The organism is Adhaeribacter swui (assembly GCF_014217805.1).
Taxonomy (GTDB): Bacteria; Bacteroidota; Bacteroidia; order Cytophagales; family Hymenobacteraceae; genus Adhaeribacter; species Adhaeribacter swui.
This window is the reverse complement of record NZ_CP055156.1, coordinates 3,803,488-3,823,369: the sequence shown is the minus strand read 5'-3', so window position 1 is coordinate 3,823,369 and position 19,882 is coordinate 3,803,488. Positions and strand designations below refer to the sequence as shown.

At 43.2% G+C, this 19,882-nt stretch carries 10 protein-coding genes; 2 read left to right on the top strand and 8 right to left on the bottom strand.

Translation table 11 applies throughout. The features are described from left to right. Positions 1-65 precede the first annotated feature (65 nt). From HUW51_RS15980 to HUW51_RS15950, 7 genes are all read right to left on the bottom strand, one after another. Positions 66-2,543: a glutaminase family protein gene (locus HUW51_RS15980; RefSeq protein WP_185270628.1), complete on the bottom strand. Its 2,478-nt coding sequence runs from the start codon at positions 2,541-2,543 to the stop codon at positions 66-68. A gap of 687 nt (positions 2,544-3,230) precedes the next feature. Next, the gene (locus tag HUW51_RS15975; protein WP_185270627.1) at positions 3,231-5,087 is read right to left on the bottom strand and encodes a glycoside hydrolase family 2 protein; all 1,857 of its coding nucleotides are present in this window, start codon (positions 5,085-5,087) and stop codon (positions 3,231-3,233) included. 284 nt (positions 5,088-5,371) lie between these two features. Then, complete coding sequence (locus HUW51_RS15970) at positions 5,372-6,079, bottom strand: DUF3823 domain-containing protein (RefSeq protein WP_185270626.1); 708 nt, start codon at positions 6,077-6,079, stop codon at positions 5,372-5,374. 25 nt (positions 6,080-6,104) lie between these two features. Next, the gene (locus HUW51_RS15965) at positions 6,105-7,991 is read right to left on the bottom strand and encodes a RagB/SusD family nutrient uptake outer membrane protein (RefSeq protein WP_185270625.1); all 1,887 of its coding nucleotides are present in this window, start codon (positions 7,989-7,991) and stop codon (positions 6,105-6,107) included. A gap of 12 nt (positions 7,992-8,003) precedes the next feature. Beyond that, a complete protein-coding gene (locus HUW51_RS15960) occupies positions 8,004-11,480 on the bottom strand; it encodes a SusC/RagA family TonB-linked outer membrane protein (protein ID WP_185270624.1) in 3,477 nt (1,158 codons plus the stop codon). A gap of 79 nt (positions 11,481-11,559) precedes the next feature. Beyond that, complete coding sequence (locus tag HUW51_RS15955) at positions 11,560-12,612, bottom strand: FecR family protein (RefSeq protein ID WP_185270623.1); 1,053 nt, start codon at positions 12,610-12,612, stop codon at positions 11,560-11,562. Between the two features lie 752 nt (positions 12,613-13,364). Further along, positions 13,365-14,000: an RNA polymerase sigma factor gene (locus HUW51_RS15950; RefSeq protein ID WP_185270622.1), complete on the bottom strand. Its 636-nt coding sequence runs from the start codon at positions 13,998-14,000 to the stop codon at positions 13,365-13,367. 387 nt (positions 14,001-14,387) lie between these two features. Between HUW51_RS15950 and HUW51_RS15945 the strand changes: the two genes are divergently transcribed. After that, positions 14,388-15,026 (top strand): OmpA family protein, encoded by a 639-nt coding sequence (locus HUW51_RS15945; protein WP_185270621.1) that lies wholly within the window; start codon positions 14,388-14,390, stop codon positions 15,024-15,026. 79 nt (positions 15,027-15,105) lie between these two features. Then, positions 15,106-16,029 carry a DUF2382 domain-containing protein gene (locus HUW51_RS15940; RefSeq protein ID WP_228466677.1) on the top strand — a complete coding sequence of 308 codons (924 nt, stop codon included), beginning with the start codon at positions 15,106-15,108 and terminating at the stop codon, positions 16,027-16,029. Positions 16,030-16,116: 87 nt separating this feature from the next. Here the strand turns inward: HUW51_RS15940 and HUW51_RS15935 are convergent, their stop codons facing one another. Further along, the gene (locus HUW51_RS15935; protein ID WP_185270620.1) at positions 16,117-18,939 is read right to left on the bottom strand and encodes an Ig-like domain-containing protein; all 2,823 of its coding nucleotides are present in this window, start codon (positions 18,937-18,939) and stop codon (positions 16,117-16,119) included. Positions 18,940-19,882: the final 943 nt, after the last annotated feature.

Here is a 19,882-nt window from a genome sequence, read left to right as displayed (position 1 = left end):
GTAAAAATAAACCCGCCGGATCTATTATGATGCAGCGGGTTTATCTTAAAATTTAAAAAGCGCGTTTATTTTAATTTCTGATCGAGCATTTTAATATAATAACCCCCTACCACGGAACGCGCCCGGAAGCCCACCGATTTTCCATCGGTAGTTTCGTGCCAGTCGCTGATGGGCATGCGGGTGGTGGTTTCGTTTACGTATTTAAAAACGGGTTGAACTAATTTTTGAAAATCTTCGGGATTGTTGGCCATGGTAGCCGTCCAGATTATCCAGTCGCTTTTGGTGTAGGTTTTGCGGCTATCGAGGGGTAAGCCGTAGGATTGTTGCTTGGTGAGGTAGTATTTAATTTCGCGTTCCTCCACTTCGTCCGGGAAAATGTTTAAATCCAATAACTCATCCCAAACCAAGTTATACTTCTGGCTCCAAGTATTGGGTTTTTCAAAAACCAGGCTGTAATGATCGCCGGCATTGGCGAGCTGCATCCATTTTTGCGCCATTTCTTTGGCCAAGTTTTGGTAAGCTTCGGCGGTTTTGGTATCACCTAACTGCCCGGCTAATTGGCCGTAACTGGCCAGGCCCAAAATGGCTTTTATAGATAAGTTGGCATTGCGGGCTATATGGCCGGCAAAATCGTCGGTGCACAATTGATTGGCAGGGTCAAAGCCTTCTTTTTTTAAATATTCGGCCCAGGTGGTTAATACTTTCCAATGTTTTTTGGCGTAGTTCGCGTTCTTTTCGGCTTTGGCAATGGCCGCGGTTAAAATCAGCATGTTACCGGATTCTTCCACGGGCATATCTTCGCCGTAGGTTTGGCCGTTGGCTAAAGGGTAAGTTCCTACGTCGTGGGCGGCAAAAGGCTTGTTCCATTTACCACTCTCGGAATAGTAAAAAATAGGCTCCATCATGCCTTGCACCAATACCGGGTTGTACAACAAAAACAACGGGGCCGACGGATAAGTAATATCTACGGTACCAATAGAGCCATTACTAAAGTTTTCTTTCGAGAAAAATAAAGGTGTACCATCGGTATTAGCCACCAGTTTATGCGCCGCAATGGCCTGGCGGTAACTTAAGGCACAAAGCTTGGCGTAAGCCTCGCCGCCAGCTTTTAGGGCATCGGCGTACAGGCGTTTATCAAAAGCAGCACATTGATTAATTAAAGAACTGTACTCTTTTTCGGCAGCGGCCAGCATGGTTTCGGCAGTAGCGTTACCATCGCGGCGCCACCAGGCCGGTAACTTTTTACCAAAAAACTCTACCGAGTAAATATCATCGTAACCTAACGTAACGTGGTTGCTAACCGGCGTTGCACCTACTTTACCTAAATTTTGTACTACCACTAAAGCAACCGTTTTATCGCTGGCAGCCCGGGGCAGGTTGGTGTCCAGGGTTGTGGTTAAAGCCCCGGTTTTGGTAAAAGCGGCCCGGGCGGCTGCTCCGGTGGTAATGGTAGTACCGGTTTGGGCGGATTGCGGAGCGGCTACGTACAAATATCCCCAATCAATGCGCACGTCATCGCCTTTTTTACCCAGCACTTTTTGCTCCGAGGTACCTACGCGCAATACGTTTAAATTATTGGTGATTGTTTTTTTCCAGGCAACTTTTTGGTCAGGTTGGTCTACGGCTAAGTCGGCGGCGGCATCAAAATACACTTTTACCTCGTGGGTTTTACCATCGTTGGCTTTGGCCTGCCAGGTAATATAAGAAGCGGGTCGCGCTAAAATATCGAGTTTGTTCAGGAGTAAAGGCGAGGTAAAAGTTACTTTTAAGTCTACGGGGCCGGCGGTAAAATCGTAAACGCTCTGAGTAGCATTTACCTGCACCGCTTTTTGCCGGGCTTTATCTACAACTACCGTGGCGGGTAGTTCTTTCAAGAAGCCAAAATCAATTAAGGAGGGGCCAGCGGTATTTTTTACGTGGGCGGCTAGCAGGTTTTTACCTTTTTTTAAAGAAGCTTTTACTTCTTTGCTTAAAGGATATTGCTGGTATTTATTTGTAAAGCATTCGCATTGGTAGGCGGGCAGGCCGTTAATATACAATTCCACGTTATCGTCGTGAAACATGGTTAAGATTAACTGCTCCGGATTTACCTCGGGCAAGTTAATTTCACGACGCAGCCAAACTTCTTCGGTATTCCAGGAGGTAGTTGGTTTCGGGTTCATGTTATCGGAACCCAGCGAACCTTTGCCGGCTTTCCAGGCTGTGGCACTAAAACCAGGCTTCATCCAATCGCTGGCGGGCTTTTCAAAAGTGTATTGCACCGGATAGGCTTCGCTTACTGCCGTAGGTACGATGGTTTGGTAAACGGGAGCTTCGGCGCCTAAAAACTGGTAAGTTTTGCCATCTACTCTTATTAATCCGTTTAAAGGTTGGTTTCGGCCGGTCCAGTGTTTGGTAGGTTCTTCGTTTAACTTATCCGCAAACGACCATACGCTGGTATACGGATCGATGGTAACTAATGGTACCGCCGGGGGCCGCATTTGTTGGGCTTGTAAATCAAGAAATTTAAAAAAAATAAAAATACAGGCAACTAATTTTTTCATTCGAGCTAATTTACGCTGGTAATAAGTTTGTCTTGGGGAAAGTTGTATTTGATTTCTCTTGTTAGAATTACTTTCACTTTAAACGGGAGTAGTTGAATTGATGTGTGCTACGGTAAGAAAGTTTAAAAAATTAAGGTACTGGTACAATATCAATATCTTGACTAAATAAGTTAATGGTTTGCCTTGCAGGTTTTGCAAAATTCCGTTCTGGTTTGCATTATCATACGAAGCTTCAAATTTACTTCCCCACCTTATGATCCAGATTTACTTTCGAGATTTTCAAATTAACAACTATTGGGTACTATGGCGCGGAAGTTACTGCCGTGACTTGCTATTGGAGTAATAGATTCTTGTTCGCATAGCTACTGTTCTCGCTTTGATTGTTGATTGAAGTTGTTTCATTGCCCAAGTCTTGTTCTTTTTGTCTTGACACAAAAAGAACCAAAAAAGTCAAGACGCCAAAAACTCGCTGAACGCTCGAACAGTTTAGCGTCGTTCTTTGCACCTGGCTAACGCTATTTGTTGCATAGTAGATGGAGGAAATTTTTAAAATTTAAAATTTTAAATATGTAAAACACCCACTTAACTAAATTTAGACAAAACGGCAGCATACCGGCATCAACTATATTAATCTTTTTTAAAATTAAAGCCTCTTCTCACACGGGAGAAGAGGCTTTAATGGATTATTTACTTTAAATTAACTAATCCGGAATCGTACAATTTAGTATGTACTTGTTTTAACTGGGTCATGGGCACTTTTATTACTTTGCGGTCGTAAGTCATCAGGCCATTGGTTTCTACTTCTACATCGGTGGTTTGGGTGTAAACGGCCGCTGATAAACCAACTTTAATTAGCTCCGTCATGGTATCCATAAACTTGGAGTAGCGGGCAAATAATTCTTCGGCGTTTTTGAAACTTTGGTAACCCCAGTTATCTTTTTGCTGCCAGGTGTGTCCGGTTAGCGGTAATCCTAAACCGCCAAACTCACCCAAAACAATAACTTGTTTAGCACCAAACAAATCCGCCCGCGGCATAGCCGGTGCTGGATAATTATGCAAGTCGATAATATGCCCTACCGGATGGAAATTACCACCACTGGCACTGTTAATCAGCCGGGATGGGTCTTTCTGCATGGTCCAGTTGGTAATTTCTACGGTTTTAAATTGGCCCCAGGCTTCGTTAAACGGTACCCACACTACGATACTCGGGAAGTTGTGCAAGTCTTGCATAATTTCGGTCCACTCCTGGCGGTAGATTTTCTCCGATTCCGGCGTACGGGTCATGTCGGCGTTCAGCATTTCAATACCCGGTTGCGTTACCCAACGGGCTCCCAAATCGCCGCTCGGCATATCTTGCCATACCAGCACGCCCATTTTATCGCAGTAGTTATACCAACGAGCCGGTTCTACTTTTACGTGTTTCCGGATCATGTTAAAGCCCATTTCTTTGGTCTTCTGAATGTCATACACCAAAGCTTCGTCGGTGGGAGCCGTGTATAAACCATCGGGCCACCAACCTTGGTCCAGGGGACCATACTGAAACACGAATTTATTGTTTAACAACATGCGCTGAGTACCGTTAGCATCAGTTGCCATGCTGATTTTACGCATGGCAAAGTAACTTTTTACCTCGTCTACGGTTTTGCCTTTACGTACTATTGCTACCCGCAAATCATACAAAAATGGGGTTTCCGGGGTCCATAACTTGGCATTGGCTACGTTTAAGGTGGCCTCGGCGCCACTGGCAACTTCCTCCTCAGCTACTTTCTTTTTACCATCCCAAGCCGAAATTTTAATTTTATCGCCGGCTTGCGCATTTTGCACCTGGGCGCTTACCAGCAGGGCTTGTTTATCAATATCGGGCGTTTGTTTGGTTGCGGTAATGTAGGTTTTAGGTACCCCTTCGAGCCACACCGTTTGCCAAATGCCCGTTACCGGTGTATACCAAATGCCTTCGGGCTTTTTAACTTGTTTGCCGCGCGGCTGCGGACCACCGTCGGTGGGGTCCCAAACGCGTACAGCAATTTCCTGCTGATTACCAGATTTTAAAGCTGCGGTAATATCAAAGAAAAAAGGATCGTAGCCACCCTGGTGCGTACCCACCGATTTGCCATTTACAAATACTTCGGTTAACCAATCTACGGCGCCAAAATGCAGCAACACATTTTGTTTTCTGATTTTACTTGGAACCGTAATGGTTTTCCGGTACCACAATACACTGTCTTTCCCCACGGTTTTACCTACTCCGGATAATGCCGACTCAATGGCAAAGGGCACCAAAATTTTACCGTTAAAAGTAGCAGGCTTGGTGGCTTCCTGGCTTTTGGGTTGCAACGCGTAATCCCATAATCCGTTGAGGTTATGCCAATTTTCGCGAACCATTTGCGGGCGGGGGTACTCGGGTAACGGGTTAGCCGGATTAACTTTACTGGCCCATTCGGTCCGAATTTTATTGCCTGCTGGTTGCCAGTTGGTTTGTTGCGCCTTGGTAAACCCAAACTGAAAAAGGAAAACTACTGCAAGAAAAACGTTTTTTTTAATCATAGTGTAATGAATAATTAATTTACCGGCCAACTACTTTTATCTGGTTTATCGCTGGCCGGGCATTAGCTAAGGAGCCGTTAAGTTAATGGCTTTATTTTCGAAACGGCTTATTGTATAATGGTAAAAAACTTTTGTTCCGGATTTTGCTTACCAGGCCATATTCATTATTGCCGGTAATCTGGTAACCAGAAAAGCAATTTTTTAAAAATTTTAATTTTGATAGCTGCAAAACTAAAAAAGGTACCCGGCTAAAATCAAATCCGGGCACCTTTTTAATTTTTATACTACAGGTTTATTTTCTGAACCGGCGAGAAAATCATGTCTTCGACGCCGGCAATTTTTACCCCTACCCGACCGTACACATAATTTTGCGCCGGATTGATAGCCGGAATATCTACGCTTAAACTAATGTTGTTCATATCAGTAATGTCGGCACCGTTAAGCGTAGCCGAGGCAATATTGTTACTGCTGCTCCGGTCCACGAAGAAAGTTTTATTGGTATAAAACCCGACGAACTCCACGCTTTTAGCATCTAAACCCGTAATAATTTGCTCTACTTTAAATGTAGCCGAAGCTTTATTACCGCTGCCGGTAAGCTGGGCACTCCGGATCATGTAGTAAGGTAGCACTTCAATATCAAAGGTTTGGCTCCCTTTTACTTCTACCAGAATGGTATCGGACTTGGTAACATCGTTTGTTTTGGATTTAAAAGGTCCTTGAAACGGCTGAATAATTAATTTGTAAGTATTGTTAAATAAAACCGTGGAGTACGACCCATCCTGGTCTACGGCCACGTTAATGGGTGTTTTTTTCTGCCAACCCGGCTCCCACAACTGAAAAGACACATCGTTGTAGCTTACGTTAATGGGTTCGCCGTTATAAACCAAACGGCCCTCTAGCATGGATTTCGGCTCATCGTAGTTATCGAATTCGCAGGAGACTAAACCCAAGCCCAGCAGCAACATCAGGCATAAATGAATTTTAAATTTCATGATACTTTATGTGATAAGTGAAAACTTATTGATTCGGATTTCTGATAATTTTTGGATTGTTATTCACAATATCGTCGCCGATCTGGGAATAGTAATTACCTAACCGGAAACGATCGGCATTGGTAACCTGGCTGGGCAGCACAATTTTAAAAACCCAGTCGAAAGTACCTGGTTTTGCCGGATCGTAGTATTTATAAGGCCATAAGCCATACACCATGGTACTTACTTTATTGGCTTTGCCCAGATTGCTGGTTAAATCCTGCACACTAATCCGGGAACCGTTCCAAACCTGGTGCGCTAACCGCCAACGTTTCATATCAAAAAGCTGATGGCCTTCAAAAGCTAATTCTACCTTACGTTCGTGTACAATGCGGTCGAAAGTGACTTCATCGGTAGTTAATGGCGTAGTTAAGCCAGCGCGGGTACGTACCTGGTTCAGGTAATCGGCAGCCAGGGCAGGTTGTTCTAATTCAAAAGCCGCTTCGGCGGCATTCAGCAATACTTCGGCGTAACGATACCGGATCCACCAAACCTCGCTCCGTGTACCAATTTGCCCCGATCCTACCTGAGGGTCCATGTACTTGCGCACGTAAAAGCCGGTTTGAGCGCTAAATTCCAAATTATCGATGGGGCCGCTAAAACCTACCACTTGTTCGTTCTGGCCATCGCCATCCACATCGGCCTGGCCGCCTAAATTACCGGAAGTTACAATGCTGCCATCTTTGCGCAGGTAACCGGCCCAAATATCTACATCTTTTGCTTTAAACTGCGTACCTGGTAAAATAACGGTGCCGTATAAACGGGCATCGCGCCCAGCAAATAATTCAGTAGGGTTGCTGTAATGAATTAAGTTCCCGTTTTCGTCGGAAATAGGGAAAGGGGCAAAAGTGTTATCCAGTTTCTCGAAAGATTGCACCAGATTTAACGACGGATTTAACCGGCCGCCCTGCTGTTCTTCAGATTGAAACCGAGGCTGATTATCTAAAGTCCAGGACTGCACTTTTCCGCTCTTCAATTTAAAATCTTCTACAAAAATAGCTTCTGGGTTATTGGCTTTATCGTAGAACAAGCTGGCAAAATTTTCACCTAAATCGGGCTTCTTATTATATAAAGAGTATCCCAGGGTCATTACTTCCTGGGCCGATGTTAAAGCAGTTTGATAATAGCCGTTTGCCTTATCAGCCGGGATTCCTACTTCGCCATTTGGCAAAGACACGTTTGGAGTAGTAGCGCCGTACTTCGCGATTGAACCAGCGTACAAGGCCGCCCGGGCTTTCATAGCTAAAGCAGCGCCTTTCGTGGCCCGGGATTTTGTATTTACTTCGGCCGGCAAAGTAGATTTTATAGCTTCAAGCTCGCTAATAACAAAATCATAAATTTCGTATTCTTTCGCTCTCGGGTAACGAAGCCCTGATGCATCGCCACTGTAGTCGTAAGTTAAGGGTTCCAGAATTAACGGCACCCCGCCCATCCGCTTAACGGCTTCAAAGTAAACCCCGGCCCGGATAAAACGTGCTTCGGCTAAAAACCGGGCTTTGGTGGTTTCGCTTAAAGCAGTAGTGGCTTCACATTTTTGAATAAATAAATTTATTTCCCGGATATACCCATAATCCCAGAATCCCCAACTTCCATAACCGTATTCGGTATTACGGTGACGGCCATACTCCCCAAAAGCCGAAGCAAAAGCTTCGTCGAAGTCGGTGAATGTTGCCCAACTTTCTATGGTTTGGAAATCCGGAAAGCGACCATACAAGTTGGCCAAGACTGAAAGCACTAAACTTTCATCTTTCCAGACTTGCTCGTCGAGTAAAATATTGGTAGGTTCCCGGTCCAGGAAGGAGTCGTCGTTACAACCGTAACTCAGCGTTAACAAACCGGCAAGTACAAAACTGATATATTTTTTCTTTTTCATTGATGTAACGGATTAGAAAGAAAGATTTACCCCGAGGTTTACAAAGCGATTTTGCGGATACTGCAAACCATTTTCATCCATGATTTCCGGCTCCACACCTAATTTGCTCACATTATCGATGGAGAACAGGTTATAGGCATTCACGTAAATCCGGGCTCTTTTAATTTTTACTTTATCGAGTAAAGCTTGCGGAATGGTATAGCCTACCTCTAAGGTACGGGCCCGCAGGTAGCGCACGTTGGTTAACCAAAAATCGGAATTGCGGTTGTAGTTGCTATGTCCGCCGTCGTTGAAACGTAGCGCCGGGTACCGGCCAGGAATCCAGGGGCTATCCAGGTTATACATATCCTGGCGGTGCCATCTGTCGTCGTAAAACTGGCGCAGCAGGTTACCGGTATTTTGGTAAGGCCAGCGCATTTCCCAACCTTGGTTGTAGGAATACATGGTACCTCCCGAAAAATCAGCTTTAACATCAAAGCCTTTGTAAGCTAAAGATAAGTTTAAACCTACGTTTACAATCGGGTTTTTATCGCGGGGGTAGCCAATGGGGCGTTCGTCCATGCCATCGATTTTTCCATCGTTGTTTACATCTTTGTAAATCAAGTCGCCGGGCAGTAAGGTTTTATTACCTTGGCCATCAATATTAACTGGGTACGCATTAATTTCTTCCTGCGACTGAAACTGGCCTTGTATTTCGTAACCCCAGTAAGTGCCGTTCCACCTGTCTTCGGAAGAGTTGCGGTACCGATCCCAGGAATTGCCGAACATGGGTTTATACGATTCTAAGTTTCGGTTGCGGGAGTACGACACGTTACCGCCCACGCTAAAATCAATTTCGTTTACTTTGCCGGTATAGCTCACCGAGAACTCCCCTCCCATTTGGGCGTCGCTCCGCAAGTTTTCGGCAGGTAAGGTATAACCCAACTCGCTTGGCACCAGCACATCGTAACGGCTCTGGAACAAACCGGAACGTTTGCGGTAGAAATAATCTAAGGAACCCGCTAAGCGGCCATTAAACAAAGCATAATCTAAGCCTATGTCGGTGATTTTACTGGTAAACCAAGATATTTGATTGGTAGGCACCGCCCGGTTTTGCCTGGCTCCCGCTACAATATTCCCGTCGAAGATAGTTACCCCGTCCGGATAGTTGTAACCCACGATGTAATCAAAAGCGCCAAATCCGTTTTGAATATCATCGTCGCCGAGTACCCCGTAAGAACCCCGGAATTTTAAATCAGATAAGGCGGTAAGATTTAAATTTTTAAAAAATTCTTCTTCGGTAATGCGCCAACCCGCCGATATGGAACCAAAATTACCCCACCGTTGCTCCGGGGCAAATTTCCAGGAAGCATCGCGGCGGCCGCCTACTTCTAAATAATAGCGGTCGGCGAAGTTGTAATTTACGCGGCCCACGTAGCCAATCCGGGCTTCATCCCAATCCCGATCGTCGTATGTATCTACGTCGGCAAATTGTATAATCGGCAAGGCATTGGTTTTGGGTACCGCGTGCACCCATACATCTAACTCATTGCGGCCAATTCTTTCGGCTACAAAGGTGGCGCCTACATTGTGTTTCCCGAACGAGTTATTGTAGCTTAACTGGCCTTGTAAGGTAGTCGCAATTACTTTGTGCGTGCCGCGTTCGCGCCACGGGTTGGTGCTGCCACCGGTTCTTACGTATTCGTTGGTTTGCGCATTGTAGGTGTAGGCATCGTAGGTATATTCGTGCCCGTTCATTACGCGGTCGGCTAAATAATACGAGTATTTGCCCAATACTTTTAAACCTTTAATGGGTAATTCGTATTCGCCGTTAAAATTGGTTTGCAATACCCGCCAGTCTTCGGTCCAGTAACCAGAAATCTTTTTATTTAAAATTCCCCAGTTGGTATCGTTATGGCCAATGTCGTTTACGTAGTTCGGATTATCGTTGGCGTAAGGCCGCTCGGTAGGCCGGTTCCGGAAAAGAGCAAAACGCGGTGCCCAGTAATCATCGCCGCCGGGTACACCAGGGTTGTCGCGGGTTTCGATGCGGCCGTTAATTTGTACCCCTACTTTTAAGCGGTTGGTTATTTTGGCATCAATGTTCGATTGAATGTTGGTACGCTTAAAGGTAAACTCTCGCCCTAAAACCGAATTTTGATCTAACCGGGTAAAAGACAAGTAATAGTTAATTCGCTCGGAGCCACCGGTTGCATTAACGTTAATAGAAGTTAACGGCGCATTAGGTTTTACGATAAAGTCGTACCAATCAAAGCTGCGGTAACCAGGTTCCGTACCAGCCCGCCATTTTTCTAATTCCGCGGGCGATAAGTTCGGATCAGTGCTACCGCGCTGGTTCATTTGCGCATCGGCTAAACCCGACATCCACTCATAGGCATTTACGGTTTCGGGGAACCGCGCCCAGTTTTGCCAGCCAGTATAGGCATCTACGTTAATGGTATTGCCACTGCCGGTTTTACCGCGTTTAGTAGTTACAATTACTACCCCGTTGGCCGCCCGGGAACCGTAAATCGCCGCCGAAGCATCTTTTAATACCGTGATGCTTTCGATATCGTTCGGCGAAATATTATTAAACTGACCCGCATCCTGCTGCACCCCGTCAATCACGTACAAAGGGTTACCCATGTTCCGGATTTGGATATTAGCGCTGGCTCCGGGCCGGCCATCAGGCATCCGGAAAGAAACCCCCGGGATTTTACCGGCTAAGGCCGCACTTACCGTAGAAGCATGTACCCGTTCTAAATCTTTTGACGTAACCCCCGATACCGCTCCTGTAACGGATTCTTTGGTTTGGGTACCATAACCCACTACCAGTACTTCGTCGAGGGCTTTATTATCGGGCGCTAGTTGTACGTTTATAGTAGCCAGGCCATTAATAGGTACTTCTTTGGTTAAGTAGCCAATAAAAGAAACAACCAGAGTATCATTTTTCTGATCGTCCTGTATAGTCAGGTTAAAATTACCTTCGGCATTGGTGGTGGTGCCGTTGGTAGTACCTTTTAGCAAAACGGTGGCACCGGGCACTCCCGCATTTTTTTCGTCGGTAATTCTACCGGTAATTTGTAAAGCTACGTTCTTCTTCTGCGAAGCATCCGCTGCATTGGTTCTACTTGCCGTAAAGTAAGTTACCGCAGGGGCAGCGGGTAAAATAAAATAATAGCTATCGTTGGCTTTTTCGAAGCTTAGTTGCAGTGGTGCCAGCAACTGTTTTAAAGTAACTTCTACGTTAGCCGATTGCGACAGGGTATTCAGGTCAAAAATTTTGTCGGCCAGCAGCTCGCTGTCGTACAAAAACCCAACATTATATTGGGTTTCCAACTCATGCAGGATACTTTTTAAGGCCTTCTCGTTTTTCTGTTTGGCAGCGTACGTTTTAACCGGCAAAGCTTTGGCTGATGCAGTATACAGTTGGGCTTCCGCGGGTAAACTTAAACCTGTCCACAGAAACAAAGGACCTATTAAGGTTAATTTCTGTAATGGTTTTAACATAAATCCCAGATTTTTAGGTGAAATTTTTAAATTTTTTACTTAGAACAAAAGAACATGCAAAGGCTTGGGCATTTCCGGATTATCGAATTAAGATTTTCTTACCCTGCCGGGTAACTTTTAAATGAAACAGCCTCTCAAAAGCCTTAAAAAGTAAGTCGAGCCGGTTAGCCGGAATGGTTCCGGTAAATTTTTTATCGGCAAAACCGGGTTGGGCAAATTTTACCTGATAGCCATAATTATCTTGTAATGTGCGGGCAACCTCAGAAAGAGGTGTATCTTCAAAAACCATTTTTTGCTGCTGAAAAGCGCCAAAAATTTCCGGATTAGCTATCTGCGTTTTAACAAAAACTTCCGAACGCGGTACCACCTCTACTAAATCGCCGGGTTTTAATGTAGTTTCGGAAGTGCCCGGCGCGTGTTCTTTTGTTTGGGGCGTGGCTAAGGCTAGTTTTACTTTTCCTTCGGTAAGCACTACCCGGGTTTTAGTGGGGCGCGTGGTAGCCGTAAAACTGGTACCGAGCACCTCTATTTGTAACTGATCGGTAAGATTAACTTTAAATTTCTGATGTTCGGGGGTATGCATTACTTTGAAATACGCTTCGCCTTGTAAAGCAACCTCCCGATTATTGTTGTTCCACTGCGCCGGAAAGCTAATGGCGGAATTGCCATTTAAAGTTACCTGCGATCCATCCGGTAAGATTAGGGTTTTTATTTGACCGTAAGTGGTAGCATGTTGCACCAGTGCAACCGGTTGATTAATTAACCAAAACCATAAAAAAGCGGTAACCAATATGGCCGCTAAACTGGCCGCTATGCGCCGGTCTAACAACCAGGTAAACCCAAATAGTTGTTTCGGAGCCGCCGGCTCCGTTTCAGGGGGTGCTGTGTCTTCCTTTCTTAAAACAGTTAGTTTTTGCCAAAGTTGATCTTTATCGCTGGGATTTAATGATTTGCCCGGATTTTTTAATTCCAAGGCCATTTGATGCGCTTGTTTCAATAAAAGCTGCTTGTTGGGGTTTGCGGCCTGCCAGTCTTCCCAGTATTTTTCTAACTCCGGATCGTTGGTATACACCCAATCCAAAAAGTGAGCGTCCAACAAAAAATCCTGTAACGTAGCGTAATTATACTTCATGCGGTAAAGAATTTAAGGTGATAGCAGCAAATCTAGCTTCTATTCTGCTTTAGCCTTCTGGGTATATAAAGGCCCTTTACCGGAAAAGTGACCCAAACCTTAAAAAAGTTTTTATTTTGTCTATGAAATTATGCTTATTTTTTTAAATTCTTTATTCCTGAAACCACTTTGCTTGTTAATTATTCAACATACCAGTTTGCTGTTTCCCCGTTTCGGCGCACTTATTTTTCTGCCCGCTTTTGTTGCAGCTATTTTAAAAAAAACTTAAAATTCAGGTTTTTTTTAGTAGTAATCCGTAAAGAGGAGGTATCATAAATAAATGTTACTTTATCCAAAAAAGTTTTTGTAGCCAGGATTTTAACTAATTTACTCAGCTAATATTCACCTTTAAAAACCCGTATAATTATGGAATGGTACGAATGGCTTGCCTACCTTGCAATAGCCGCCGGCGTTTACTACTATATAATGAAAAGTATCCGGAATAATGGCAATACCCGCCCCAGAAGGCGCCGGTAAATGCGGTTAGCAATTAAAAACCATACAAAGAGTTGCTGCCATATTCTTAACAGCTTATTATTCAGTAATTTTTTTAAAATGAAACGATAAAGCTGTTAGGTTTTTAAATTTTTTGTATTTGCCGGAGTATTGCAGCAGATAAACTGCTTGGACGGTGATGATGCTATTTTAAGCCGCAGAATGCTTCTATTAAAAAGCGTAACTGCTTATTCTTTGATAAAGTGAGAAAATACAAGTTATAGCAGATCGCTGAAGTGAAGCATAAGGGCGAGATACGTTAATTGCATTTCGGGGTGCCCGCTATACTGCACTTTGGTTTGCGGATAAGATTTCTGAAGCACATCAATGGCGCGGTAAATTAATTTATATACCGCCCGGGCCGAAATATCCATCATAAGTGCAATTTCTTCGAAACTCATGTTTTGGTAGTATTTCAGGTAAATGGCTTCGCGCTGGCGCTCAGATAATTGTTTTAAAGCTATTTCCAGGGCCTTGGTATGATGCAAACTTTCTTCGTCGGTAATCAGGCGGTCTTCAAACGAAGATTCGGCGGTTGCTGCCTCATCATTTTTTAAAATTTTTAATTTTGGAGCCTTGCGCGCAATTTCCCGACGCAGGGCCCGGAACAAATAAAACTTAATACTATCGGTAGCTCCCAGCGTGGCGTGGTTCTTCCATAAGGTAAGAAACAAGTCCTGCAAGCAATCTTTTACCACCTCTTCATCCGGGTTTATGCGGCAGCCATAAGTATATAATACCGAAACGTAGTTTTCGTAAATAGCCGCGTAAGCCACCTCGCTCCCTTTCCGCAGGTTATTCCACCAAATTACTTCTTCGGTTTCTGGACACGTTGTAACTTTATTATCCGGCATAATCAATAGCTTGCACCTTCTAAAGCAAAGTTTTAATTGCGTTTTTTAAAGTTATACATTTTATATTTCGAAATTATACTTTGCTTCAAATTATTTCGCCTTTAAAATACCCGGCTGTTTTTCTTTGTTAATAAGCTATTTAGCTAAAACTACCATCAATCGTTCATTTACATCCGGCTGCTGGTTATACCTCCACTCATCGCTTATCTGCTTTCCATAGCTTTTATATTAACTGCTGCTGGGTTGGTTCTCTTGCATTATGGAATATAGCCAGCGTTGAACCAACGGGATTAAAAAACAAATCCAGACAAAGAGCCGTAAGTACATCTATAATAAATTATATATGTTATACTTAAAACACCAGCTAACTATTAAAAAACTTCAATTATGGCTGAACTAAATGTACAACCTAAAAACAAAAGGCCTGTATGGTTATGGCTTTTGTTGGCTTTAATTGCATTGGCGTTGCTCTTTTTCTTACTTCGGGGTTGCAACCGCGAACAAACCAATACCACACCTGATACCGGAATGACATCTGACACCACCGCCATGAGCCGGGATACTACTGCCGAATTTTCCTGGAACTCTATTGATTTTGACGCTCCCGCGGCTACTTACGAAGAAATTTCAGATTCGGCTATTTCGGTAAGAGGCAACAACGATTACGCCATTTACGCTATAGACGAAACCATTTTGTTCGACACCGACCAAAATACTATTAAACCAACCGCCGCCAGTAAGTTAAAACTAATCTCAGAATCGATGGGCAAACGGTTCGCTAATGGGCAGGTACGGATTTATGGCCACACCGATGCGCAAGGCTCAGCGGGTTATAACCTGCAGTTGGCCGAACAACGGGCCGAAGCCGTTAAAAACTGGTTAACGCAAAACGGCAATATTACCGAAGACCGGATTTCGTTGCACCCCGTTGGCGAATCGCAACCCGTAGCTTCCAATGCCAGCGCCGCGGGCCGGCAGCAAAATCGCCGGGTAGAAATAGTAGTTCGCCGCAGCGATCAGGGCTAGTAGGCAATAGCCCTTAGTTGGGTTACTAGAACCCAGACTACCCAGTGTAATTTATTTTAAAATTTAAAAATTTAAAATTATGGCTTTAGATAATAATGATAAAAACTACCAGCTACAGGAGTTAGGTGGTAGCGATTACGAAATAGCAGAAGGCCAACCGGATATTAGAGGTTGGGATGTAAAAGACCGCCAAGGCAACACTATTGGCGAAGTAGATGAGTTGATTTTTGATCCGCAATCTTTAAAGGTACGCTACATGGTAGTTGACCTCGAAGATACCAGTCTGATAGATACGGATGACAATAATGTATTAATCCCAATTGGATTAGCTCAACTCCACGAATCAGATGATGATGTTTTATTACCAAACCTGGAGGCAGCCCAGTTAAATTCTTTGCCTAAGTACCATAAGAATATGCTCAACCGCGATTACGAAGATTCCGTGCGCAATGCTTTTGCCGGCTTGGGAACCGGAGCTGCCTTTGCCGGAACTGCCAGCACTGATTATTACAACCACGACTTTTATAACGAAGATAATTTGTACCGCAACCGGCAAACCGGAGTCGCCAATACTACCAACGAAGCGGGCACCATCCCAATTATCGAGGAAGAGCTGCACATTGGCAAGCAGGTAGTAGAAACCGGTGGAGCCCGTTTACGCAGCCGCATAATCGAAAAACCGGTAGAAGAAAGCATTAATTTGCGCGAAGAACATGTTCACGTAGAGCGTACGCCCGTTAACCGGCCCACTACGGATGCCGATTTAGCTACTTTTCAGGAAGGGGAAATTGAAATTACCGAACACGCCGAAGTACCTGTGATTAATAAAGAAGCCCGGGTAGTTGAAGAAATTTCATTAGAAAAAGAAGTGGAAGTACGCGATGAAACCATCCGGGATACTATCCGCCGCACCGATGTAGAAGTGGAAAACTTAGATTCTGATGTAAATTTAGAAAACCGCCGGACTACCGATTTAAAGAATTCCGGTACGTCCAACATTTAAAATTTTTAAAATTAGATAATCCTAAAAAAGCCAAGGCCACTCTTTTGAGTGGCCTTGGCTTTTTTAGGATTATTGAAAACAGATAGCCTATTTGCCGCAAATAAGTTTTAAATTTTGTACCCCGGCAGCGGTGCTCAGACGTACGGTGTAGATACCATTTATTAGTTTTTCGCCGGATAAACTAACCTGTACTTTCTCACCTGCCCGAGCGGTGCCAGCTGGCAAAGTTTGTACTTGTGTGCCGTTCATATCGTAAACCGCAATGGTATAAGTAGTAGTCGTATTATAAGTAAACTCGATAGTAGCTTGCTGACCAAAAGGATTAGGATAAGCTGTTAAAGCTGCCGATGCATTAATATTCACAGGCTCTGCTACAGAAGTGGCTTTAGCAGTTGTAGTAGTAGTGGTAAATTTCTGTACAGCTCCATAAGAAGTTCCGATAGCGTTGGTAGCAAAGGCCCGGGCATAATAAGTAACACCTGCTTTTAAGGTAGTAAGGGTAGTTGTAAAGTTTCCTTCTCCGGTTCCCAACAACACTTTAGAACTGTTAATAGAAGGTGAAGTAGATGTAGAACTATAAACCACACCGCGGGCTGAAACTACGCTACCGCCGCTGGAAGTAACATTGCCACCTAAAGTTACCGATGAAGTAGATAAAACATTATACGCAATATTTTCAACTTTAGGAGCAGTAACCGGAGCAGCATAAGTTAAAGAAAACGTAGCACTCGCTGTATTTTTGTTTCCAGACGCATCGGCAGTTACGCCAGCCGGCACATTCACCGTAATAATTGTGGAGTTACCACCAGTTAAGGCTACTGGTTTTACATATAAGGTATAGTATCTGCCACTTCCGGCAAAAGTTCCTTTAGTTGCATTGGTTACCGTAACAGCAGCAGCGGTAAAGTTGGTAACATCTTCGGAAAAATTAATTTTTACCGGAATATTATTGTTAGAAGTAGGGCTTACTTCGGTGCAGCTAAAGCTTACGGTAGGAGCTGTTTGGTCCAGGGTAATATTATCAGATACCGAAGCAGATACGTTACCAGCGGCATCACGTACTTGTAATTTTATCCATTTACTGCCATTGCCGGTAGGTAATGTCCAGTTTTTTGTAGCGCTTACCGGCTCCCAAGCTGACCAAACCAGATTATCGTCGTTATCGTAGAAGCGCATCTGGGTTGCATCCGGAGCAGTAATAGTTAAGATTACTTCATTATTGTTAGTAGTAGCCGCATTATTATTTATTACGATAGATGCTACTGGCGCTGTTTTATCAATGGTAAATAGAACGGTGGTAGTATTACCAGCCACATCGCTGGCTATTAAAGTGTGCGTACCTTCTGCAGTAATTAAGGTTCCGCTGGTAAAAGGCGCATTGTTTAAGGTAGCGGTTCCGCCAGTGTAAGTAACAATTTTATCGGTTTTGTAAATACCCTGATTGGCTGCGCCACTTACTACCGGAGCTGTAAAATCGAGCGTAACAGAAATGGAGCTGCTGGGGGCACTAGTTAAACCATCAGGATCGGTGGCAGTAGCATAGATGGTCCGGTTACCCGCCGCTAAAGCAGTAGTAAAAGTAAATTCCCAGTAACCATTGCTATCGGCCAGGGTAGTTCCGGCTGCTATTTTATCTGCAAAAATAGTAACTTGTGCTTTAGGATCGGCCATACCAGTTATGGTTGGAAGAGCAACGTTGGTAATATTATCGTTGGCGCTTACTCCATTATCGTTGCTGGCAGCTAAAGCTAATTTAGTAGGCGCTTTAGATGCAATTTTTAAAGTAGGAATGTCTAATCTTAATACGGTTGCGGCCCGGGCTTTTACAACATCAGCAAAGGCAACGTAAAGCGAACCATTATTTGCTATACTTAAAAATACATCATTAACGGGACCGGAAGTAAAGTTGGAAGTTCCAATTTCTTCCCATTCCGGGCCATGTAAACGTTTAACTTTCGTTTGACCAGGATTACCGATACCGGCGGCGCTTTCGCGATAAGCTACGTATAAAGTATTATTATTATCGATCCCTAAAGCGGCGAAATAAATCCATGAATCTGAAATTCCGGTTGTACTTACTTCTACCCATTTGGCGCCATCAAATTGTTTTACTTTGGTTGTACCTAATTTATTAAGAGCAGCACCATTAAATTCGCGATAGGTAATATAAGGTTTACCATTATTACCAACTATTATAGAAAGATCTAAGGCCGTACCTGCGGCTATGGCGTCAGTACCAATATTGGCCCACTTGCTACCATCCCAACGCTGCACAAATGCTTGTCCGTTTTTAGTAGCATCAGTATAAGCTATGTAGGGCGTATTTTGCGCATCTAAAGCAAAAGCTAACTTTTCGGTTTGCGGTAGAGCAAAGCTGCCGGTACCTATTGTTTGCCAGTTTGTCCCATTTAACATTTTAACCCATCCCTGGCTATTTTCGGAGTATGCTACATAAGGAGTGCCAGTAGAGCTTATAGCTAGGCGCAACCCATTAGGGTATTTGTTGGTTTGTAAGCCAGTACCCACTACTACCCAATTAGTTCCATCAAATTTTTTTATACTAAGCTGGCCATTAGCTGCGTTATCGGTGTAAGCCAGATAAGGCACATTGTTTGTATCAATGGCAATTGCTAACTCACCCGCGTAATCAGTTGAAATACCTTCGGCCCCTACTTTAACCCAATGCGCACCATCAAACTTTTTAACTGTGGCACGACCACCCATGATTGGATTAGAATACGCCACATAAGGTGTTCCATTCTGAGCTAACGCAAAAGCCAGGTTAGCGCCTCTTCCACCGGCCAGTTCTGCTGAATTTACATCCAACCAAGTTTGGGCTTTACCATCTAAATGGCAAACCAAACAAAAGAAGCTAACTAAATAAACCAGGAGAGTAGAAGTTTTTATCATAAAATAAATATTACAGTAACAACCAAAAATTTAAACCAACTCGTTTTTTGTACTTTTATTTACAATACAAATGTATTAACGAGTTTTTAATGTTTAAACACCTCTTCTGTTTTATAAATTAAAATTCAGGTATATTAATAATTTATAATACCATAAAATTAAAAAAGTACAATTTTTAAATAATTAACAAAAACCCAGCACGTATAAAAAATGCCATATTTCGCTTTTTAAAGCCATTAAAACTTTAAAAACAATTACTCTATAATAACAACATTAAACAAAATACTAAATCAATATTCAACATATAGGTAATTTTAAATGCATTATTTTTTAATCGAAACATTTACCACATCTAAATTTCTTAATTTAAAATTTATATTTTTCCAACTTTGCATTTTTAAATATTATTAGATTTAAATAGAATTAATTTTATAAAACAACCAATTAACACCTTACCACTACAGAAATTCGGCAAGCCTTTAGCCTGTTTAAAGAGCTTAGAATAAGCTATTTTAGATAAAGCTTGAGCGGCAAATGGCTAATAAACCTAAACAGAAATTTTATGGTGAGTTTAAGGGATATACAGGACACGGCACTGTAAAATCACAGTTGCCGAGATTTTTAAAATTTTAAATTTTAAAATCAGATTTCCTCTAGATTTATTACCTGGTTTTGAAAGAAAACGCAACTTCCTAAAATAAGCCGGAAGGCGTTTTATGTAGTAATTAAAGCCATAAACTTACCAGGTAAATAAATGAAACTTATGTTGGGTGCCGTTCTTAGCTGGCTGGGTTTTTGGCAAATTCCTAGCGGACTGTTAAAGATCATACTTTTGCCAAGCCAGTAATTAGAATTTTTAAAAATTTACTTCAAACCAGAAATAATTTTCTGCAGCACTCGTGAAAGCCCGATTACATTTTCTTTGATTTTAAAGCTACCAAAA